The 20,542-nt window shown below is 67.0% G+C and carries 24 protein-coding genes; 15 read left to right on the top strand and 9 right to left on the bottom strand.

Going from position 1 to position 20,542, the window contains the following annotated elements; genetic code table 11:
* Positions 1–118: 118 nt before the first annotated feature.
* The 3 genes from SALA_RS09370 to SALA_RS09360 are packed head-to-tail and all read right to left on the bottom strand — an operon-like array spanning position 119 to position 3,916.
* Positions 119–1,387, bottom strand: a complete 1,269-nt coding sequence (locus SALA_RS09370) for an FAD-dependent oxidoreductase (protein WP_011542135.1) — start codon at positions 1,385–1,387, stop codon at positions 119–121.
* Positions 1,377–3,041: an amidohydrolase gene (locus SALA_RS09365; protein ID WP_011542134.1), complete on the bottom strand. Its 1,665-nt coding sequence runs from the start codon at positions 3,039–3,041 to the stop codon at positions 1,377–1,379. The genes SALA_RS09370 and SALA_RS09365 overlap by 11 nt, the downstream gene beginning before the upstream one ends.
* A complete protein-coding gene (locus SALA_RS09360; protein ID WP_011542133.1) occupies positions 3,038–3,916 on the bottom strand; it encodes an NAD(P)-dependent oxidoreductase in 879 nt (292 codons plus the stop codon). The genes SALA_RS09365 and SALA_RS09360 overlap by 4 nt, the downstream gene beginning before the upstream one ends.
* A gap of 494 nt (positions 3,917–4,410) precedes the next feature.
* On the opposite strand from SALA_RS09360, the gene SALA_RS09355 reads away from it, so the two are divergent.
* The 9 genes from SALA_RS09355 (at position 4,411) to fghA (ending at position 11,303) form a co-directional block, all read left to right on the top strand.
* Positions 4,411–5,661 carry a threonine ammonia-lyase gene (locus tag SALA_RS09355; RefSeq protein ID WP_011542132.1) on the top strand — a complete coding sequence of 417 codons (1,251 nt, stop codon included), beginning with the start codon at positions 4,411–4,413 and terminating at the stop codon, positions 5,659–5,661.
* A 144-nt stretch (positions 5,662–5,805) separates the two neighbouring features.
* Entirely contained in the window at positions 5,806–6,198 is a 393-nt protein-coding gene (locus SALA_RS09350; RefSeq protein ID WP_011542131.1) for an acyl-CoA thioesterase, read from the top strand.
* A gap of 247 nt (positions 6,199–6,445) precedes the next feature.
* Entirely contained in the window at positions 6,446–6,964 is a 519-nt protein-coding gene (locus tag SALA_RS09345) for a GNAT family N-acetyltransferase (RefSeq protein ID WP_011542130.1), read from the top strand.
* Positions 6,965–7,061: 97 nt separating this feature from the next.
* On the top strand, positions 7,062–8,174 hold the full coding sequence (locus SALA_RS09340) for an S-(hydroxymethyl)glutathione dehydrogenase/class III alcohol dehydrogenase (protein WP_011542129.1): 1,113 nt from the start codon (positions 7,062–7,064) through the stop codon (positions 8,172–8,174).
* A gap of 14 nt (positions 8,175–8,188) precedes the next feature.
* Positions 8,189–8,575: a VOC family protein gene (locus SALA_RS09335; protein WP_011542128.1), complete on the top strand. Its 387-nt coding sequence runs from the start codon at positions 8,189–8,191 to the stop codon at positions 8,573–8,575.
* 1 nt (position 8,576) lies between these two features.
* Positions 8,577–9,449 carry a formyltetrahydrofolate deformylase gene (purU, locus tag SALA_RS09330; protein WP_011542127.1) on the top strand — a complete coding sequence of 291 codons (873 nt, stop codon included), beginning with the start codon at positions 8,577–8,579 and terminating at the stop codon, positions 9,447–9,449.
* 115 nt (positions 9,450–9,564) lie between these two features.
* The gene (locus tag SALA_RS09325; RefSeq protein ID WP_011542126.1) at positions 9,565–9,945 is read left to right on the top strand and encodes a VOC family protein; all 381 of its coding nucleotides are present in this window, start codon (positions 9,565–9,567) and stop codon (positions 9,943–9,945) included.
* A 9-nt stretch (positions 9,946–9,954) separates the two neighbouring features.
* The gene (locus SALA_RS09320) at positions 9,955–10,458 is read left to right on the top strand and encodes a prolyl-tRNA synthetase associated domain-containing protein (RefSeq protein ID WP_011542125.1); all 504 of its coding nucleotides are present in this window, start codon (positions 9,955–9,957) and stop codon (positions 10,456–10,458) included.
* The gene (gene fghA, locus SALA_RS09315; RefSeq protein WP_011542124.1) at positions 10,455–11,303 is read left to right on the top strand and encodes an S-formylglutathione hydrolase; all 849 of its coding nucleotides are present in this window, start codon (positions 10,455–10,457) and stop codon (positions 11,301–11,303) included. Before SALA_RS09320 ends, fghA begins: the two co-directional genes overlap by 4 nt.
* Before the next feature lie 96 nt (positions 11,304–11,399).
* Here the strand turns inward: fghA and SALA_RS09310 are convergent, their stop codons facing one another.
* The 4 genes from SALA_RS09310 to SALA_RS09295 form a co-directional block, all read right to left on the bottom strand.
* A complete protein-coding gene (locus tag SALA_RS09310) occupies positions 11,400–12,377 on the bottom strand; it encodes a quinone oxidoreductase family protein (RefSeq protein ID WP_041383963.1) in 978 nt (325 codons plus the stop codon).
* Positions 12,378–12,589: 212 nt separating this feature from the next.
* Positions 12,590–14,422: a DEAD/DEAH box helicase gene (locus tag SALA_RS09305; protein ID WP_011542122.1), complete on the bottom strand. Its 1,833-nt coding sequence runs from the start codon at positions 14,420–14,422 to the stop codon at positions 12,590–12,592.
* Positions 14,423–14,567: 145 nt separating this feature from the next.
* The gene (locus SALA_RS09300; RefSeq protein WP_011542121.1) at positions 14,568–15,776 is read right to left on the bottom strand and encodes an NAD(P)/FAD-dependent oxidoreductase; all 1,209 of its coding nucleotides are present in this window, start codon (positions 15,774–15,776) and stop codon (positions 14,568–14,570) included.
* Positions 15,748–15,927: a hypothetical protein gene (locus tag SALA_RS09295; RefSeq protein ID WP_011542120.1), complete on the bottom strand. Its 180-nt coding sequence runs from the start codon at positions 15,925–15,927 to the stop codon at positions 15,748–15,750. The genes SALA_RS09300 and SALA_RS09295 overlap by 29 nt, the downstream gene beginning before the upstream one ends.
* Positions 15,928–16,028: 101 nt before the next feature.
* On the opposite strand from SALA_RS09295, the gene SALA_RS09290 reads away from it, so the two are divergent.
* Together SALA_RS09290 and SALA_RS09285 are read left to right on the top strand one after the other, a co-directional pair.
* Positions 16,029–16,775, top strand: a complete 747-nt coding sequence (locus SALA_RS09290) for a head GIN domain-containing protein (RefSeq protein ID WP_011542119.1) — start codon at positions 16,029–16,031, stop codon at positions 16,773–16,775.
* Between the two features lie 54 nt (positions 16,776–16,829).
* Positions 16,830–17,540, top strand: a complete 711-nt coding sequence (locus SALA_RS09285) for a head GIN domain-containing protein (RefSeq protein WP_011542118.1) — start codon at positions 16,830–16,832, stop codon at positions 17,538–17,540.
* A gap of 93 nt (positions 17,541–17,633) precedes the next feature.
* Here SALA_RS09285 and SALA_RS09280 read toward each other — a convergent pair whose 3' ends face one another.
* Entirely contained in the window at positions 17,634–18,371 is a 738-nt protein-coding gene (locus SALA_RS09280; protein WP_011542117.1) for a murein L,D-transpeptidase catalytic domain family protein, read from the bottom strand.
* Positions 18,372–18,542: 171 nt separating this feature from the next.
* On the opposite strand from SALA_RS09280, the gene SALA_RS09275 reads away from it, so the two are divergent.
* Positions 18,543–18,887 (top strand): arsenate reductase family protein, encoded by a 345-nt coding sequence (locus SALA_RS09275; RefSeq protein WP_011542116.1) that lies wholly within the window; start codon positions 18,543–18,545, stop codon positions 18,885–18,887.
* A 7-nt stretch (positions 18,888–18,894) separates the two neighbouring features.
* Here the strand turns inward: SALA_RS09275 and SALA_RS09270 are convergent, their stop codons facing one another.
* Complete coding sequence (locus tag SALA_RS09270; RefSeq protein WP_041383221.1) at positions 18,895–19,182, bottom strand: 4a-hydroxytetrahydrobiopterin dehydratase; 288 nt, start codon at positions 19,180–19,182, stop codon at positions 18,895–18,897.
* Between the two features lie 79 nt (positions 19,183–19,261).
* Between SALA_RS09270 and SALA_RS17650 the strand changes: the two genes are divergently transcribed.
* The 3 genes from SALA_RS17650 to ccmA are packed head-to-tail and all read left to right on the top strand — an operon-like array spanning position 19,262 to position 20,503.
* Positions 19,262–19,519: a hypothetical protein gene (locus SALA_RS17650; RefSeq protein WP_084764711.1), complete on the top strand. Its 258-nt coding sequence runs from the start codon at positions 19,262–19,264 to the stop codon at positions 19,517–19,519.
* The gene (locus SALA_RS09265) at positions 19,503–19,922 is read left to right on the top strand and encodes a metallopeptidase family protein (RefSeq protein WP_011542113.1); all 420 of its coding nucleotides are present in this window, start codon (positions 19,503–19,505) and stop codon (positions 19,920–19,922) included. The genes SALA_RS17650 and SALA_RS09265 overlap by 17 nt, the downstream gene beginning before the upstream one ends.
* Positions 19,919–20,503: a heme ABC exporter ATP-binding protein CcmA gene (ccmA, locus tag SALA_RS09260; RefSeq protein ID WP_011542112.1), complete on the top strand. Its 585-nt coding sequence runs from the start codon at positions 19,919–19,921 to the stop codon at positions 20,501–20,503. The genes SALA_RS09265 and ccmA overlap by 4 nt, the downstream gene beginning before the upstream one ends.
* Positions 20,504–20,542: the final 39 nt, after the last annotated feature.

The following is a 20,542-nucleotide window of genomic DNA, read 5'->3' as shown; positions in this document are numbered from 1 at the left end:
GCTTGTCTGTCCCCTTACATCGTCATCCCGGCGAAGGCCGGGATCTCACCCTCTCGTGGAACCGCACCGGCGAGATCCCGGCCTTCGCCGGGATGACGAATGATGGAGCAGGGGCTCATCAGAACACCGTCCGGCCCGCCACCGTGCCCTTGCTCGCGAAACTGAAACGCGGTTCGATGGCCAGATCCTTGTCTAGAATATGCGCCGCGACGCGCTTGCCGACCGCGGGGCCATTCTTGAACCCGTGCCCCGACCCGGCGCCGACGAGCCACACGCGCTCCTGCCCCGGAAAGCGGTCGAGCAGATAATCGCCGTTCGCGCTGTTCTCATATTGGCAGACGCGCGCGCCGATCAGCGGCGCCCCCGCAAGGCCGGGAAAGCGCCGCGCGACATAGGCGCGCGCCGCGGCGATTCCCGCGGGGGTCGGCTCGCGCTCCATCGTGTCGGGGTCGATCACCGGGCCGTGCGTGTCGAAAGCGATCTTGAACCCCGCCCCCTCAAGGTCGGGGATGCCATAGACGATGCGGCCGTTGTTGAAATCGGCCCAGACGGGCAGTTCAGGCGGGGCGAAGCGCGTGTCGCCCTGCGGCGCGCCGAAATGATAGACCTCCTGCCGCGTCGCGACGATCCGTCCCGTCAATTGCTGCGGGAAGATTTCAGCGAGCCACGGCCCCGCGCAATAGACGAGATGGTCGGCGGTGCCGCCGTCGGGAAGCGCGTGACGCTTGACCCGCTTGGAAAAAAGCGGTGCGGGCATGACGACGCGCTCGACCTCCACCCCCGCATCGGCGGTCACTTCCTGCACCCCGCGCGCGGCGATCAGCGCGCCCGCCTCGGTTTCGAGGATGCCCGTTTCGCCCTGATAGAATTGGATCTGGCGATATTTGGTCTGGAGCCAGCGGACGTCGCCATGCTCGTGGTCGACGCGGTTGGCTTGTAACCACGCCAGCGACTGGGCGGTATAGGCTTCGCCCTGCGGCGCAAACCACAGCACGCCGGTGTTGTGAAAGATCGGCGCGCTGGCGGTGTCGGATAAGGCCTTCCAATAGGGCAGCGATTCGCGTGCCATCTGCGAATAAAGGCTGTCCGCACCATAACCCATTCGGATCACGCGGCTTTCCCCGCCGGAGGAGGAGCGCGCGTTGCCCGCGCCATAGGCGTCGAACAGCCGCACACTCTTCCCGGCGCGGACAAGGTGCCACGCGGTCCACGCGCCGAAGACGCCTGCGCCGATGATTGCGACGTCGACATGCTGGACCTTTGGTCGCGGCGCTTTGCGCTTTTTCGATCGGCGCTCCTTGCGCTCGGCCGCCGCCGCGCTCGCCGCAACGGGCAGCGCGGCGAGGCCGGTGAGCAAAGCGCGTCTGGAGGGGGGATCAACGGCCAATCGTCGCACCCTCCTTCTTCTTGTAATAGCGATAGCCACCGATCCAGGTTTCGAGCGGGGTCATGCGGCGGATCTCGTCGGGGCTTGCCATCATCGGGTCGGTATCGACGATCAGGAAGTCAGCGCGCATCCCTGGCATCAACGTGCCGATGCGGTCCTCGGCAAAGCCGGCATAAGCCGCGGTGCGGGTGAAGCCGTCGAGCGCGGTCTCGCGGCTCACCGCTTCCTCGGGGTGCCAGCCGCCGAACGGCTGGCCCGCGGCATCGGTGCGCGAGATCGCCGCAGCGAGCCCAGCGAACGGATTGGCGCTTTCGACCGGCACGTCGGAGCCGAAGGCAAGGCGGACGCCCGCCGTTTCGAGGCTGCGCCACGCATAGGCGCCCGCGAGGCGATCGGGGCCGAGCCGCGCTTCGGCCATCAGCCGGTCGCTCGTCTGATGCACCGGCTGCATCGAGGCGACGACCTTCAGGCTGGCGAAGCGCGCCATGTCGGCGGGGTCAATCACCTGCGCATGTTCGATGCGCCAGCGCCGCTCGCCGGGAAGGTCGGCGTCGAGGTCGGCAATGGCGGCCAGCGCCTCGGCATTGGCGGCGTCGCCGATAGCGTGGATCGCGACCTGGAACCTGTCCATCGACGCGCGCACCATCTTGTTGCGGAGCTGCGCGGGGGTGAGCAGGGGCAGGCCTTTCTGCCCCGGCGCATCGGTATAGGGCGCCTTCAGCCACGCGCCGCGCGAACCGAGCGCGCCGTCGAGATAGAGCTTCACGCCCACCATGCGCAGGCGGTCGTCGTAAAGCCAGGGCGTCGGTTCGCTGCCCGCGATGATCGCCATATTGTCGATGTCGCCGCCATAGGAGAGGATGCGCACCGCAAGCTGTTTCTTGTCGCCCGCGCGGCGATACGCCTGCCATTCGGCGATCGTCGTGCCCATGTCGGCGATCGCGGTGATCCCCTGTTCGAGCAATTTTTGCTGCGCCAGATAGAGCGCTCGGTCGAGATCGCGCGCGAGCGGCCTGGGTTTGGCAACGTCGATCAGGCTCATCGCGGCATCGACGAAGACGCCCGACGGTTTGCCATCGGCCATCTCGATCCGTCCGCCTTCGGGCGACTTGCTCGCCGCGGTGACCTTTGCCGCCGCCATCGCCGCGCTGTTCGCCCAGCCTGCATGGCCGTCGACGCGCTCGAGCCAGACGGGGCGGTTGGACACCGCGGCGTCGAGGTCGGCGGCGGTCGGGAAGCGGCCGAGTCCCCATTTCTCCTGATTCCAGCCGCGCCCGATGATCCACGGCATTTCGGGATTTTCGGCGGCATATCGGCGGATCGCCGCCTGCGCCTCGGCCAGGCTGTTCGTGTCGCTGAGGTCGAGCAGCATCAGCTGGAAACCAAGCCCCATGACATGCCCGTGCGCGTCGATCAGGCCGGGAATCAGCGTCCGGCCCTTTCCATCCTCCTTGAAATCGGGGCGCTCGGGGCGCTTGTCCTTGCGGTCGAGCAACTGCTTCACCTTGCCTTCGCCGTCGATCACAAGGCCGGTAAAGCGGACGAGCTTGCCGTCCCTGTCGAGCGTGATGCCGTTGACATTGTCGACCAGCGTATCGGCGTGCGCGGGGGCGGCGAGGGTGAGGGCCAGCGCGGTCAGGATAAGGCGCTTCATTTCGGCAGCCGCGTCACGAGCGAGCTCGTGTCCTTGCGCCCGCCGCCGACCTTTTGCACATCGGCGTAGAATTGATCGACGAGGCTGGCGACCGGCAGGGTCGCGCCGTTGACGCGCGCTTCGTCGATCGCGAGGCCCAGATCCTTGCGCATCCAGTCGACCGCGAAACCGAAGTCGAATTCGTCCTTCGCCATCGTGCTCCAGCGGTTGAGCATTTGCCAGCTTGCCGCCGCGCCGCCCGACACCGCCTCGAACACCTTGTCGGTATCGAGCTTCGACGCCTGCGCAAAGCGCAACGCCTCGGACAATCCTTGCAGCACGCCCGCGATCGCGATCTGGTTGACCATCTTGGTCGTCTGCCCCGCGCCGGGGCCGCCGATGTGGACCATTCGCGCGGCATAGGCCTGCATCACCGGCTCGGCCGCCGCGAAGGCGGTTTGCGTCCCCCCGCACATGATCGACAGCGTGCCGTTCTGCGCGCCCGCCTCGCCGCCCGAAACGGGGGCGTCGAGACAGAGGAGGCCGAGACTTGCGGCCTCGACCGACAGTTGGCGCGCGATTCGCGCGGAGACGGTGGTGTGGTCGATGAACAGCGAACCCTTGCGCATCGCCCGGAACGCGCCGTCGCGGCCCAATGTCACCTGCGCCAGATCATCGTCGTTGCCGACACAGGCGATGACGATGTCGGCGTCGCGCGCGGCGTCGGCCGGACTGACGGCGACCGCGCCGCCATGCCGCGCCGCCCACGCATCGGCCCTGGCGCGCGTGCGGTTATAGACGGTGAGGTGATGACCCGCCCGGACGAGGTGGCCCGCCATCGGCCCGCCCATGACGCCGGTGCCGATGAAGCTGATGCGCAATTTCTGTTCGCTCATGCTGGGTCCATAGCATTGTTTTGATGGGGTGCCAGAGCGAGCAGCGCAATCAAGCCCCTCCCCTTCAGGGGAGGGGTTGGGGTGGGGGTTCTCGACCTTGCGCAAGGCATCGGACCCCCACCCGCTGCAACTAGGGTCAGGACCCATTAATTCCCCGTTCGAGGTTTGAGGCGATTTTGCTCAGGGCGAGGAGGAAAGGCGCGGGAATATGGACATATTTCAAGACTTTTCGACGCTGCCATGGGCAAAATCGGTCAAATCCCGAAGGGACGCCGAAATGGCTTCAATCTCGGACCTTCGCGGCCTTGCGGGTAGCGATGCTACCCGCCGCACCCGCCAAGGCCCGATATCTTCGCCATTTCGACGCCTCGAACGGGGAATTAATGGGTCCTGACCCTAGGCAGCAAGCTACCAAGTTTCGCTGCCCTCCCCTGAAGGGGAGGGCGCAAGAAGGCCTTTCCCTTCGCTACCCTTGCCGTTAGGGCCGCAACGCTATGACCGATCACCTTACCCTGACCTCCGCGGCCGATTTTCCGGCGATCACATTGGACGATGTGCGCGCGGCGGCGGGGCGAATTAACGGCGCGGTGGTGCGCACGCCGACGCTCCATTCGCAGACGCTGTCCGAGCTGGTCGGCGCCGAGGTGTGGCTGAAGTTCGAGAATCTGCAATTCACCGCGGCCTACAAGGAACGCGGGGCATTGAACGCGCTGCTGCTGCTCAGCGAAGAAGCCAGGGCGCGCGGCGTGATCGCGGCGTCGGCGGGCAATCATGCGCAGGGGCTGGCCTATCACGGCAAAAGGCTGGGCGTGCCCGTCACCATCGTGATGCCCAGCACGACGCCGCAGGTGAAGGTGTCGCAGACCGCGGGCCACGGCGCGACGATCGTGCTGCACGGCGAAAAGTTCGACGACGCCTATGCCCATGCGCGCGAGCTGGAAGAGGAACGCGGGCTTACCTTTGTCCACCCCTTCGACCATCCGCACGTCGCGGCGGGGCAGGGGACGGTGGCGCTCGAAATGCTTGAGGATGTGCCTGAACTCGACACGCTGATCGTGCCGATCGGCGGCGGCGGGCTGCTCGCGGGCATGGGCACCGCGGCGCGCGGGATCAAGAACGACATGCGCCTCGTCGGCGTGCAGGCCGAGCTTTATCCCTCGATGTACGCCGAGCTGAACGGCGTCGACATGGCGTGCGAGGGCGATACGCTGGCCGAGGGCATCGCGGTCAAGGAACCGGGGAGCTATACGCGCAAGCTCGTCGCCGAGCTCAACGACGACATCGTGCTCGTCGCCGAACGGCATCTGGAGCGCGCGGTGAGCCTGTTGCTCCAGATCGAAAAAACGGTCGTCGAGGGCGCGGGCGCCGCGGGCCTCGCGGCGATGCTCGCGCACCCCGACGAGTTCGCCGGGCGCAAGGTCGGACTGGTGCTCACCGGCGGCAATATCGACACGCGCCTCCTCGCGAACGTGCTGCTGCGCGACCTTGCGCGATCGGGCCGCATCGCGCGGCTGCGCATCCGCTTGCAGGACCGCCCCGGCGCGCTGTTCAAGGTGATGAAGCTGTTCGACGAGAAACAGGTCAACATCATCGAAATCTATCACCAGCGCATCTTCACGACGCTCCCCGCGAAAGGGCTGATCACCGACATCGAATGCGAAGCGCGCGACCGCGAGCATCTCGACAGCCTCGTCACCGCTCTGCGCGACGCGGGCTATATGGTGACGACGGTCGAGCTGGCTTAGCCTCCGTTCCGTCGTCATTGCGAGGAGCCGACGCGGCAATCTAAAGCCATCGGGCCAGCGCGATCGCGATGGCCGGAGATTGCTTCGCTCCGCTCGCAATGGCGATGTCTTTTGTTGCGGCATGGTTGGAGCTATGTCGCCAGCATGAAAGATTTCTCTCTCCCCCTCACCGCCACCGCCGAGAGCATCGACGAGCTGGGGCACGTCAACAATGCCGTCTGGGTCCAGTGGATTCAGCAGGTCGCGACAGGGCATTGGGACGCCGTCGCACCCGAAAGCCACAAGCAAGCCTATATCTGGGTCGTCGTGCGGCACGAGATCGACTATCTGCGCGCGCTCGGCCCCGGCGAAACGGTGATCGCGCGGACGTGGGTCGCCGACAAGCCGCAGGGCGCCAGGTTCGACCGCTTCATGGAGTTTACCGGACAGGACGGGAAGGTTCATGTCCGTGCGCGGACGGTATGGGCGCTGCTCGACAAGGCGAGCGGCCGGCCGCTGCGCGTGACCGACGCGATAGTGGCGCCGTTCGCCGAATGATCCTTCGCCCCCCGACCATCGCCGACGCCCTGGCGCTTGATCGCGCGGCGAACGGCTGATACAGCCGCCCGCGATGACCAACGACCGATCCACCCGATTCAAGGCGTATTGGCGCTCCTTTACATAGGAGCGGCATGGCATCACCTGTGACCATCGCCGCCGTGTCCGGAAGGCGAATGGTTGTCAGCACATCACCATAGCACTGACCCCCCGGTTACGGCGCGCGCTTTTGAGAAGAAGACGCGACATGACCGACACCCTGCTTTCCCTGTCGACCGACCATTGCCGCATCGCGCCGCTGACCGCCGACGATGCGCGCGCACTGACCGCGATCACCGACGAGACGGTGACGTCGCGCGTCCATTTCCTGCCCGCGCCCTTCACCGAGGCCGACGCCCGCGCGCTGATCGCGCGGTCGGGCGGCGGCGACGTGTTCCACGCGGTGCGCGATCCACGCGGGCTGGAACTTTATGGTGTCGTCGGCGTGCATCGCCGCGTCGGTCACGAATATGAGATCGGTTACTGGTTCGCGGCGCGGGTGCGCGGCAAAGGCATCGCGACCGAGGCGGTGCGCGCGGTCGTCGCCGCGCTCGCCGCGGCGCAGTCCGATTGTGCGATCGTCGCCGAATGCCACCCCGACAACGAGCGCTCGCGCGCGCTGCTGCGCCGCGTCGGCTTCGTGTCGACGGGGCGGCCGGGCAAGCGGCCGGGACGGATACTGATGACCTGGCGCGCGGCGCCGGCCTGGCGCATCGACGTGTGCTGACTATCGCTTCTTTCCATGCCTTGCCGTCAAAGGAAGGATCACATGCTTGCATTGCCGCACCATTTGCCTGATTGGAGCGCCCGAAAGGAGACGCCCCATGAAGACCCGCGCCGCCGTTGCGTTTGAAGCGAAGAAGCCGCTGGAAATCGTCGAACTCGACCTCGAAGGTCCGAAGGCGGGTGAGGTGCTGGTCGAGATCATGGCGACCGGCATCTGCCATACGGATGCTTACACGCTTGACGGGTTCGACAGCGAGGGCATCTTCCCGAGCGTGCTGGGGCATGAGGGCGCGGGCGTGGTGCGCGAGGTCGGCGCGGGCGTGACGAGCGTGGTGCCCGGCGATCATGTGATCCCGCTCTACACCCCCGAATGCCGCCAGTGCAAAAGCTGCCTTTCGGGCAAGACCAACCTCTGCACCGCGATCCGTGCGACGCAGGGCAAGGGGCTGATGCCCGACGGCACGACGCGCTTCAGCTACAAGGGCCAGCCGATCTTTCATTATATGGGCTGCTCGACCTTCTCCAACTTCACCGTGCTTCCCGAAATCGCGGTCGCGAAGATCCGCGAGGACGCGCCCTTTCAGCCCGCCTGCTACATCGGTTGCGGCGTCACCACCGGGGTCGGCGCGGTCATCAACACCGCGAAGGTGCAGGTCGGCGACAATGTCGTTGTGTTCGGTTTGGGGGGTATCGGTCTCAACGTCATTCAGGGCGCGCGGCTTGCCGGGGCGAACAAGATCATCGGCGTCGACATCAATCCGGCGCGCGAGGAATGGGGCCGCAAGTTCGGAATGACCGAGTTCCTCAACTCGAAGGGCATGAGCCGCGAGGATGTCGTCGCGGCAATCGTCGCGATGACCGACGGCGGCGCCGATTACACCTTCGACGCCACGGGCAATACCGAGGTGATGCGCATCGCATTGGAAGCCTGCCACCGCGGCTGGGGCACCTCGATCATCATCGGCGTCGCCGAGGCGGGCAAGGAGATCGCGACGCGGCCGTTCCAGCTCGTCACCGGGCGCAACTGGCGCGGCACCGCGTTCGGCGGCGCCAAGGGGCGCACCGATGTGCCGAAGATCGTCGACATGTATATGACCGGCAAGATCGAGATCGACCCGATGATCACCCATGTCATGGGCCTCGAAGAGATCAACAAGGGCTTCGACCTGATGCACGCGGGAGAGAGCATCCGGTCGGTCGTCGTATACTGAAGGAAAGGCTTTCCATGTTCAGCCATGTGGCGCTGGGGTCGAACGACATCGCAGCGAGCAAGAGGTTTTACGATGCGATCCTGGGCGTCCTCGGCGCGGCAGAGGGCGTGATCGACGAGCGCGGGCGCCTGGTCTACATGCACGCGGGCGGGCGGCTGATCGTCACGCATCCGGTCAATGGCGACAAGGCGGAGTGCGGCAACGGGCATACGCTGGGGTTCCTCGCGCCGTCGACCGATGCGGTCGACGCATGGCACGCGGCGGGGGTTGCCAACGGCGGGACCACGACCGAAGATCCGCCGGGCATCCGCCATGCGACCGAAGGGCGGGTCGTCTATCTCGCCTATCTGCGCGATCCGGCGGGCAACAAGCTTTGCGCCACCCACAAGATTTCGGGCTGACATGACCGGGGGGAACGGGCCCGCTTATGTGCTGACCTTCAGCTGTGCCGATGCGGTGGGCATCGTCGCCGCGGTGACGGGGCTGCTCGCGGACCGCGACGGCTTCATTCTCGACAGCCAGCAATATGCCGACCTCGATTCGGGCCGCTTTTTCATGCGCGTTGAGTTTCGCGGCGAAGGGTCGCGCTTTCCGGGCAACCTCGCCGGGGTGCAGGACGCCTTTGCGCCCATCGCCCGTCGTTTTCAGATGGACGCAAGGATCAGCGACCGCGCCGCCAAACCGCGCTTCGTCATCGCGGTGTCGCAGGGCAGCCACTGTCTGAACGACCTGCTCCACCGCTGGTCGACGGGCAATCTTGCCATCGACATCGTCGGCGTGGTGTCGAACCATGAACATCTGCGCCGCCTGACCGAATGGCATGGCGTGCCCTTTCATTACCTGCCGGTGAGCGATGCGAACCGCGCCGAACAGGAGTCGGCGATCCTCGATGTCATGGCGCGCGGCGGCGCCGAATATCTGGTGCTCGCCCGCTACATGCAGGTGTTGTCGGAAGATCTTTCGGCGCGGCTTGCGGGCCGCTGCATCAATATCCATCACAGCTTCCTGCCGGGTTTCAAGGGCGCGCGGCCCTATCACCGCGCGCACGAGCGCGGGGTCAAGCTGATCGGCGCGACGGCGCATTTCGTGACCAGCGACCTCGACGAGGGGCCGATCATCGAACAGGCGGTCGAGCGCGTCGATCATCGCGACGGCGTGGACGACCTGATCCGCATCGGCCGCGATGTCGAGGCGCAGGTGCTCGCGCGAGCGGTGCGCTGGGTCGCCGAACAGCGCGTGCTGATCGACGGACGCAAGACCGTCGTGTTTCGCTAGGGTCAGCAGGAAGCCCTCAAAGGCCGCTCGCGTCCCGACTTCGCTCGACACCGGCGGGAAGGTAGGGCAGCGTAGGTAGCGAATCGCAACCAGAATATCAGGAGGAGGGAAAGCCGTGTACAGTCACAATATGGTCGGATCGAACGACCTGGAGGCATCGAAAAGATTCTATGACGCGACCTTTCAGGCGATCGGCGGCAAGCCCGGCATCGTCGACGACAAGGGACGCCTGATCTATATGCACAAGGGTGGGCTGTTCCTCGTCACCGCGCCGATCGACGGCCAGCCGGCGACCCCGGGCAATGGCTGCACCGTCGGTTTCGCGATGGACACGCCCGAACAGGCCGATGCCTGGCACAAGGCGGGGGTCGAAAATGGCGGCACCGCCATCGAGGATCCACCGGGCATCCGCGAAGGCGGCTTCGGCCAGCTCTACCTTGCCTATCTGCGCGATCCGTCGGGCAACAAGCTCTGCGCGCTGCATCGCGTCGCCTGAGGATCGTTCGTGCGCGGCGAGGCGGGATTGCTGGCGGACCTTGATGCGCTTGCCATCCCCTTCGCCGCGCATGAGCATGAGGCGGTGTTCACCGTCGCCGAGAGCGATGCGGTGAACGCCGCGATTCCCGGTGCGCATACGAAAAATCTGTTCCTGAAGGACAGTGGCGGCGCCTTCTGGCTCGTCACCGTGCCGTCCGAAGCGCGCGTCGATTTGAAGGCGTTGCCCGCCGCGATCGGCAGCAAGCGGGTGAGCTTCGGCAAAGCCGACGCCATGGAGCAACTGCTCGGCATCGCGCCGGGATCAGTGACGCCGCTGGCGGCGATCAATGCGGCGCCGGGCAGCATCACAGTGGTGATTGACGCGCGACTGGCGGCGGCGCCCATCGTCAACGTCCACCCGCTCCGCAACACGGGCACGCTGGGGCTTTCGGGCGGATCGATCCTCGACCTGCTGCGTCATTGGGGGCATGATCCGGTGATCGCCCCCATTCCCGTTCAGGAAAGCGCATGACCCTCGAAACCCTCTCCACCATCCGCAGCCATGGCGGCACCCAGGGCGTGTACAGCCACGCCAGCACGACGACCGGCACCGACATGACCTTTGCGCTGTTCGTGCCCGACCACGCGCCGGGGACCAAGCTGCCGGTGCTCTGGTATCTGTCGGGGCTGACCTGCACCCACGCCAATGTGATGGAAAAGGGCGAATATCGCGCCGCCTGCGCCGAGCATGGCGTGATCTTTGTCGCGCCCGACACATCCCCACGCGGCGAAGATGTGCCCGACGATCCCGACGGGGCCTGGGATTTCGGGCTGGGCGCGGGCTTTTATGTCGATGCGACCGTCGAGCCGTGGGCGAAGCATTACCGGATGCGGTCCTATATCGAGGACGAATTGCCTTCGCTGGTGCTGCGCAATTTCGCGAGCGCCGACCTGACGCGACAGGCGATCACGGGGCATTCGATGGGCGGGCATGGCGCTTTGACCATTGGCCTCCGCAATCCGGATCGCTTCCGCTCGGTGTCGGCTTTTTCGCCGATCGTTGCGCCGATCCGCTGCCCGTGGGGCGAAAAGGCGTTCGGTCACTATCTCGGCGACGACCGCGAGGCGTGGCGCGCCTATGACGCCTGCGCATTGCTCGACGACGGGCTTCGCCTGCCCGACCTGCTCGTCGATCAGGGCGATGCGGACACTTTCCTGGCTGAACAGCTCAGGACCGACCTGCTCGTCGAAGCCTGCGAGCGGAACGGGCAGAAGGCCGCGATCCGGATGCAGCCGGGATATGACCACAGCTATTTTTTCATCTCGACCTTCATGGCCGAGCATGTCGCGTGGCACGCCGAGCGGTTGAAGGCGTAGCCGTCGCCCCCGCGAAGGCGGGGGCCGCTGTCGGCATTGATCTTCCTCGCTGCGTAAACCTCCGGCGGCCCCCGCCTTCGCGGGGGTCACGGTTTGTCAGGGAATCAGCAGACTCGACCCCGTTGTCCGCCCGGCCTCCAGATCGGCGTGCGCCCTCGCCGCATCCTGTAGCGAATAGCGCTGGCCGATGCTGACCGCCACCGCGCCGCTTTCGATCATCTCGAACACGCGCGCCACGCCCGCGGCGCGCTCGCCGGGGAGGTGGTAATAATCGAACAAGGTCGGGCGCGTGACGAACTGCGAGCCGTGCTGCGCGAGGATGCCCAGGTTGACGCCGGTTACCGGGCCGCCGGCATTGCCATAGCTGACGATCAGCCCGCGGCGCGCCGTGGCCTTCAGCGACGTCGCCCATGTCGCCATGCCGATGCCGTCGAAGGTGACCGGAACGCCCTGACCGTCGGTGATCTCGCGGACGTGCCCCGCGACATCGTCGGTCTTGTAGCGGATGACATGATCGGCGCCGGCTGCGCGCGCGGCCTGTTCCTTCGCTTCGGTGCTGACGGTGCCGATGACCGTCGCGCCGATCGCCTTCAGCCATTGGACGAGGATCAGCCCGACGCCGCCCGCGGCGGCGTGGACGAGGACCGTCCAGCCGGCCTCGACCCGCGCGCAGCGTTCGACAAGCGCTTCGACGGTGCAGGCTTTCAGCAGCGCGGCCGCCGCCGTTTCGTCGTCGATGGCGGCGGGGAGCTTGAACAACGACGGCGCCTGAACGATGCGTGCGCTGGCATAGGCGCCGCGTTCGGGGCCAAAGGTCGCGACGCGGTCGCCGGGCCTGAACCCGTGGACGTCGCTACCGACCGCCACGACCTCGCCCGCCGCCTCCATCCCCAGCCCGCCGGGCAGCGTGACAGGATAGGTGCCGTCGCGGTGATAAATGTCGATATAGTTGAGGCCCACTGCGGTCTGGCGGACCAGCACCTGACCAGGGCCGGGGTCGCCGAGCGCGACGTCGCGCCAGTCGATGACCTCCGGCCCGCCCTGCTTTTCGATAAAGGCTTCGATGGCTTTCATGGCGCGCATTCCTGCTCTCCGGTCCATCTGGGGCGGCAGAGATAAGGGTGCAAGGGTCGTGCGATAAAAGCCCCTCCCCTTCAGGGGAGGGGTTGGGGTGGGGGCTGTCGAGGTTGCGCAAGGCCGATGGCCCCCACCCCGCTCGACTAAAGGCCCGGCTGCGCCGGACCAAGTCTCACGGCCCCTCCCCTTCAGGGGAGGGGCTTATCGTGTTACTTCGCCGGACGGCGCGGGCTGCGCTGGCCGTAGGGCTTGGGCTTGTAGCGTTCGTTGCCGCCCGGTCCGGCCGGACCACGCGGCCCGCGCGGACCCGAACGCTCGCCGCCGGGCGCCCGACCGAGCGTGCTGCGCGGCGCCCGGTCGCCCGAGCCCTTGTCGCGGCGCGGCGGCCAGGTCGGCCCATCGGGCGCGGGGGTGATCGCGACCCCGCTGTCGTCCTCGCCATCCTGGTTCGCGGTGCGCACCACGGCTTCGGCAAAACGGTCGGCGATCGCGCGCGGGATGTTGAACATCGTTTCCTTCGGCCCGATGCGGATCGCGCCGATCTCATTCTTGCTTACATGGCCGCGGCGACACAGCAAAGGCAGGATCCAGCGCGGATCGGCATTCTGGTGGCGGCCGATGTTCAGGCGGAACCAGACGGCGTCCTCGAACCCCTCGCGGCGGTCGCCGCCGCGTTCCGGCCGCTCAAAACGCTCGCCGCGCTCGGGACGGCCCGTGGCATCACGGCCGCGCGGCCCGTTGTCGAGCAGATCCTCGGGCGGCGGCATCAGCGCGCGGTGCGCGCGGACGAGCGATGCGGCGATGTCTTCGGGCGTGCGCTCGGCCATCAGCCGCTGCGCCAGCGCCAGATCTTCGGGCTCGTGCTCGACGGGGGCCAGCAGCTTTTCGATCAGCCGTTCCTGATCCTTTTGCCGGACGTCGGCTGCGGTCGGCGCGTCCATCCATTCGGCGTTGATCCGCGCGCCGCGCAGCATCCCGTCGACGCGGCGGCGGCGCGGATAGGGGACGATGATCACCGCGGTGCCCTTTTTGCCCGCGCGGCCAGTGCGGCCCGACCGGTGCTGGAGCGCTTCGGCATCGCGCGGGATTTCGACGTGGATGACCAGGCTGAGCGTCGGCAGATCGATGCCGCGCGCGGCGACGTCGGTCGCAACGCAGACCTTGGCGCGGCGATCACGCAGCGCCTGCAACGCCTGATTTCGTTCATTCTGGCTATGCTCGCCCGAGAGCGCCACGGCGGCGAACCCGCGCTCGACAAGGCTGGCGTGCAGACGGCGAACATTGTCGCGCGTCGCGCAGAACAGCATCGCCGTTTCGGCATCGTGCAGGCGGAGCAGGTTGACCACCGCGCCCTCGATGTCGGCGGGGGCGACCGTCACCGCCTGATAGGCGATGTCGCCATGACCGCGGTCTTCGCCGACGGTCGAGATGCGCAGCGCATCGCGCTGGTAACGCTTGGCCAGCTGGACGATCGGTTTGGGGATCGTTGCCGAAAACAGGAGCGTGCGGCGCGTTTCGGGGGTCGCGTCGAGGATTTCCTCCAGATCGTCGCGAAAGCCCATGTCGAGCATTTCGTCGGCCTCGTCGAGCACCGCGACGCGCAGCGCGGCAAGGTCGAGCGCCCCGCGCTCGAGATGGTCGCGCAGTCGGCCCGGCGTACCGACGACGATCTGCACGCCCTGGTTCAGCGCGCGGCGTTCCTTGCTGGCGTCCATGCCGCCGACGCAGGTCGCGATGCGCGCCCCGGCCCTGGCATAGAGCCAGCCGAGCTCGCGGCTGACCTGCAATGCGAGTTCGCGCGTCGGCGCGACGATCAGCGCAAGCGGCGAGGTGGCGAAGGGCAGGCGGCCGTCCTCGATCAGCTCGTCGGCCATCGCCAGCCCGAAGGCGACGGTCTTGCCCGAGCCGGTCTGCGCCGAGACGAGCAGGTCGCGGCCCTTGGCTTCGGCCTCAGTGACCTGCAACTGGACGGGGGTGAGCGCTTCATAGCCGCGCGCGGCGAGGGCGTCCGCAAGAACGGGCGAAAGATGTTCGAAAGGCATTGTGGTTCTTCTTATCCTGTGCGGCGCTGCATCGCCGTTTATTCGTCACCCCGGACTTGATCCGGGGTCCACCGCCAGGGGTGCAGCATCGGCGTATGGATGCCGGATCAAGTCCGGCATGACGAGAATGAGTAGGTCGGTTTTCCTAAAGGGCCTGGCCCGCCGCGTGTCCGCTGGCCCAGGCCCATTGAAAATTATAGCCGCCCAGCCACCCGGTGACGTCCACGGCTTCGCCGACCGCATACAGTCCCGGCACGCATTTGGCCATCATTGTTTGCGAGGACAGGTTTGCGGTCGAAATGCCGCCGGCGGTGACCTCGGCCTTTGCGAAGCCTTCGGTGCCGTTGGGGCGGAAAGTCCAGCGTTTGAGGCGCGCTTCGGCGTCGGCGAGCTTGCGGTCGGTCTGGGCGCCGAGTTCGCCGGGGAGCGCAAGGCGGTCGGCGAGCGTCTGCGCAAGGCGGTCGGGGAGCGCGAGCGCCGAAGCGAGCGTCGCGCGCGGGCGCGCGCGCTTCGCTCCGAGCAGCCAGCCCGGCGCGGCATCGGGCAAAAAGTCGATCGTCACCGGTTCGCCGTGGCGCCAATAGCTGCTGACCTGAAGGATTGCCGGACCGGAAAGCCCCTTGTGCGTGAAGAGCGCGGCTTCGCGAAACGCCGCCTTGCCCGCGCGCGCCTCGACCGGCGTCGCAACGCCCGACAACTCGCGGAACAGCACATCGTCGCCGCCAAGCGTCAGCGGGACGAGCGCAGGGCGCGGCTCGACGACCTTGAGGCCGAATTGGCGGGCGAGATCATAAGCGAAACCGGACGCGCCCATCTTCGGGATCGAAGGCCCGCCTGTCGCAATGACAAGATTGGGGGCGGCGAAGTCCAGGTCGCCGAAGCGGACAGCGAACCGACCGTCGGCGTGGGTAACCTGACGCACCGGCTGCCCGCAGCGGACGTCGACGCCGCCCCTTGCGCATTCGTCGAGCAGCATCGCCACGACCTGCTTCGCCGATCCATCGCAGAACAACTGGCCGAGCGTCTTTTCATGATATGCGATGCCATGGCGCTCGACGAGCGCGATGAAGTCGGCGGGGGCGTAGCGCGCGAGCGCCGACTTCGCGAAATGCGGGTTCGCCGAAATATAGGTTTCGGGGCGCGTGTAGATGTTGGTGAAATTGCAGCGACCGCCGCCCGAAATCAGGATTTTCTTGCCCACCTCGTCGGCGTGATCGAGCAGCAGGACGCGCCGCCCCCGCTGCCCCGCGACCGCGGCGCACATCAGCCCGGCCGCGCCGGCACCCAGCACGATGGCGTCATAATCGAATACTGCCACGCAGGCGTCAGTGCAGCTTTGCGATCGCCAGCCCATCGGCCTTGGCGCGTTGCTTGACCGATTCCTCGCTGCGCGTCAGCGCCCTGGCGATCGCTTTCATCGCCATGCCCTTTTTCGCGAGCGTGTGCAGCTTGTCGATCTCCGCCGCGGTCCACGGCTGCTTGTGGCGTTCAAAGCGGTCTTTCATGCGGCGCGCTCTGGCGCACGAAGGTGGCGACAAGATGGCGGCGCCTCTGGACAGGCGGACAGGATGTGTGTTATTAATATAATACACAAAGGAGATTCTCGATGCGAAACTGGACGATGGCGGCGCTGCCGCTGATGCTTGCGATGTCCGTGACGGCGTGTGGCGCCGGGGTGACGGGCGAGAGCAAGGATGGCAAACGCACGGTCGAGGCGGGGCCGACGAAATCGCGGGGCTTCGATCTGACCGGCTTTACCGGCGTCAAGGTCACGGGCCCCGATGATGTGACGATCCGCCGCGGCGACGCTTTCTCGATCGTCGCGCGCGGACCGCAGGCGGTGATCGACGAGTTGGAAATCGAACTCGACGGCGACATGCTGTCGATCGGCCGGAAAGACTCGATGCTTCGGTTCGACGGGGATCAGACGGTCGAGGTGACGGTCGTGATGCCCGCGCTCCGCGCGGTGCGCCTGACGGGTTCGGGCGCGATCGACGCCGATGCGATCGAGGGCGACGCGGTCGAGGCGGTGGTGACGGGCTCGGGCGACCTCAGGGTTGCGGCGATGAACGGCAAGCGCGCCAAGCTGACGATCACCGGATCGGGCGATCTGGAGGTGGGCGGCGGCACGATCGGCGCGGGCAATTACGACGTGACGGGATCGGGCAGCATCGCGGCGAGCGATCTGGCGGCCTCGACGCTCGACGTGTCGATCGCCGGATCGGGCGACGTCGACGCGCGCGCGAGCGAGAGCGCCGACATTTCGATCCTGGGGTCGGGCGATGCGACGATCGGCGGTGGCGCCAAATGTTCGACGCGCGCGCTGGGGTCGGGCGACGCGATCTGCAAATGACGCGAGGATGACGCGGCTATGGCGCCGCCCCGCCCGACGCGGTAGGATGGCGCCATGACCAGCCTGCCGCATTGGGCCGCATTGGCGGCAAGCACCCTGTTTCTCGCCGCGCCCGCATCGGGCGCCGAGAAACGCTATGGCCTCACCAGCTTCGAGACGATCGAGGTCCAGGCCGATGTGACGGTTGAGGTCGCGAACCGCGCGCCCGTCAGTGCGGTCGCGACGGGGCCGCAGGACGCGCTCGACCGGCTGAGCGTCGAGGCGCGCGATGGGCGGCTGGTGATCAGCGAGCGGCAGTTTGCCGGCGACGAAAAGCGCGGGCGTCCGCGCGGGCCGGTGATCGTTCGCGTCAACGCGGCCAATCTGCGGAGCGCGACGCTGGCGGGCGCGGGATCGCTGGCGATCGACCGGCTGGCGGGGCAGCGCGCGATGGTCGGGCTGCGCGGGCCGGGGCGGCTGACCGTTGCGGCGATCGACGCCGACCGGTTACAGGTCGCGATGATCGGCAACGGTACGATGACGCTGGGCGGCAAGGCCAGAAATGCGCGGATGACGCTGTCGGGTGCCGGCATGGTCGATGCGGGCGCGCTGGCGGTCGACGAATTGATCAGCGACAGCGAAGGTGCGGGCGATCACCGGCTGCGCGCGGTCAAAAGCGCGGCGATCACCGCGCGCGGCATCGGACGGACGGTGGTGCTGGGGCGACCCGTTTGCGCGGTGCGCAATGTCGGCAGCGGAACGGTGTCGTGCGGGGTCGGGGAATAGCGCGGGACTGGTTTCGACCGAAGTGAGACAATGCGGTGCTGGTCTTTCGCCGCTGCTGCCGACCGACCGCCATTGCGGCTCGTCGTCAGTTCGTCAGTCTGCCGTCGTCGGCAGCGGCCCGTTCACGCTGCTTGCGCGGCGCAGATTTTCCATCCCCGGCAGCGGGTCGGCGGGCAGGTCGAACGGCGCGGGCAGCGGTGGCGGCGCGCTCAGCCGGTCGGCGAAGAGCAGGCGTCCGGGGCCGAGCTTGTAGAGGATCATCGGCAGCAATTCTTCGCCGAACACGAAACAGCCCTCGCTGCGCCCCAGCTTGCCCTGCGTCGCGATCAGCGCCGGGTCGGCGTACCAGGCGCCATGGACGACGATCGCGCGAACGTCGGCGTTGCTGTTGTCGGGTTCCAGCCCCGCAAGCCGCATCGACGACCCGTTGGCGCCCCAATAATAATCGCTGGTGCGATACGCCCCGCGTGAGGTCGCGAGGCTGCCGACGCGGTTCGAGAAGCTCTTGAGCCAGCCGTCGTGCTGCGGGTCCGAGCCGCGGCCGTGCGTTACCGGGAACAGGTCGACCGTGCCCGCGACCATGTCGACCAGCGCAAAGCGCGGGCGCGACGACGGCAGGCCGAAATCGACGACACCGACGCGGTCGGTCTGCGGGATGTTGCGCGCCTGCATCGCAAGCTGCTTCTTCGCTACGGCCAGATAATCGACCGGCGGCGGCGTCACCGGCTGCCGGACCCAGTTCGGAAGCTGCGCCCGCGCAGGAATGGCGGCCACCGCGCCCGCACCCGCGAGCCCGGCCAGCAATGCCCTGCGATCGATCAATTCATTCACTTTGACAGCAACCCCGCATCGGCCGCCCTTTGGCGGTCCCTCGACTTTGCATAAATCGTGTTTCCGCGTCGAAAGGCAAGCTGGTGGTTCCCCTTCATGCGGGCAAATGTGCCATATATGCCATGAATAGCGGGTTTACGCTGCGGTAAGGCGGCGTTAGGACGCACGCGCATGAAAGCGACCATCTGGCACAACCCCGCCTGCGGCACCTCGCGCAACACTCTGGCGATCCTTGATGCGACGCCGGACGTCGAGCTGACGGTGATCGAATATCTCAAAAATCCCTATGAAGCGGCGAAGCTGCGCCAGCTTTTCGCCGACGCCGGGCTGGCGCCGCGCGACGCGCTGCGCCTGCGCGGCACCGATGCCGCCGAGCGCGGCCTGCCCGATGCCGACGCCGATACGATCATCGCGGCGATGGCGGCGAATCCCGCCTATGTCGAGCGCCCCTTCGTCGAAACCGAAAAGGGCGTGCGGCTGTGCCGACCGCAGGACAAGGTGCGCGAAATCCTCTGATCGAGGCTCAGAGCAGCGCCTCGATCGCCTCCGCGAGCTTCGCGTCGCGCTCCGAAAGTCCGTTGGCATCGTGCGTCGTCAGCAGCACGTCGACGCGGTTATAGACGTTCGACCATTCGGGATGATGGTCCAGCTTTTCGGCGACGATCGCGACGCTCGCCATGAAGCCGAAGGCCTGCGCGAAATCGTCGAACCGGAACTGCCGCGTGATCGCATCGCGCACCGGGTCGTGCGTCCATTGGGGGAAGCGGGCGAGCAGCGCGCTGCGCTGCGCATCGTCGAGTTTCTGCACCATGGTTTTTCTCCCGCTGGTCAATGCCGTGCGGTCGCCATAAGAAAGGGCGCGATGAGCGACAAGTCTAGAGCGCGATGACATGATATTGACCCACCGTGATTGCCCCCTGAAGTTCGTCGGCAAGAAGCGTCTCGCAGGACGGGCTGGTTGCCCGGACCAGAGACGCGCCGCTGTCCGGCGGGCTTCAGGGGGCAACCCTTCCGGGGCGGGTCGATTCTGGCCGATTGCCACGTTGCTCGTCGGGCGCGATATCTCGCATCGCGCCGCTCCTCGCGCCTCGCACTCGGCCAAAATCGTCTCCGTCACGGTGGGTCAATATCATGTCATCGCGCTCTAGCCTGTCAGCCGGATGGACCGGCGCCGCCCCCGACGCCGATGCGCTGTTCGCGATGGCCGAAGCGGCGCTGGAAACCATGCCCGACGTGTTCAGACCGCATATCGAGGGCGTCGTGATTTCGATCGAGGAGTTCGCTGACGACGAGGTGCTGGCCTCGCTGGGCATCGAACATCCCTATGACCTCACCGGACTCTACGAAGGGCGCCCGCTCACCGAACGCAGCATCGGCGAAAGCGGTGGGATGCCCGACCGGGTGACGCTGTACCGCATCCCCATCCTGGTCGAATGGATCGAGGGCGGCGAACGGCTCGACTGGCTGGTGCGCCATGTGCTGATCCACGAGATCGGCCATCATTTCGGCTTTTCCGACGACGATATGCACGCGCTTGAGGATATGGCGTGACGGTTCTGCTGGCGCTCGACGGCGTCGCGTGCATCCGCGGCGACCGGCTGGTCTTTGAGGAGCTGTCGCTCGCTCTGAACCGCGGCGATGCGCTCTGGGTGCGCGGGCCGAACGGCGCGGGCAAATCGAGCCTGATCCGTCTCGCCGCCGGGCTGCTGCGTCCCGCCGCGGGAAGGGTCGTGCGCCGCGGGCGGATCGCGCTGATCGACGAGGCGGCGGCGCTCGATTCCGAACTGCCGCTGCGCCGCGCGCTCGATTTCTGGGCGCGGGTCGATACGGTCGACGGTCATGCCGTCGACCGGGCGATGGACATGATGGCGCTGAACACCCTGGCCGACGTGCCGGTGGCGATGCTTTCGACGGGGCAGCGAAGGCGCGCGGCGATGGTGCGGGTGATCGCCAGCGGCGCGCCGATCTGGCTGCTCGACGAACCCGCGAACGGGATGGACCAGGCCGCGACCGCGCGGCTGGTGGCGGCGATTGCGACGCACCGCGCGAACGGCGGCGCGGTGTTGCTGGCGTCGCATTTCGCGCTGGCGATTCCCGATCTGGACGAGCTGGTTATGGGGGTGTTGGCATGAATCACCCCCCGTCAGCGCAGCGACGCAATCTCCAGCCCG

Source organism: Sphingopyxis alaskensis RB2256 (assembly GCF_000013985.1).
Lineage (GTDB): Bacteria > Pseudomonadota > Alphaproteobacteria > Sphingomonadales > Sphingomonadaceae > Sphingopyxis > Sphingopyxis alaskensis.
The sequence above is the reverse complement of the archived record's forward strand: the minus strand, read 5'-3'. Positions and strand labels throughout refer to the sequence as shown.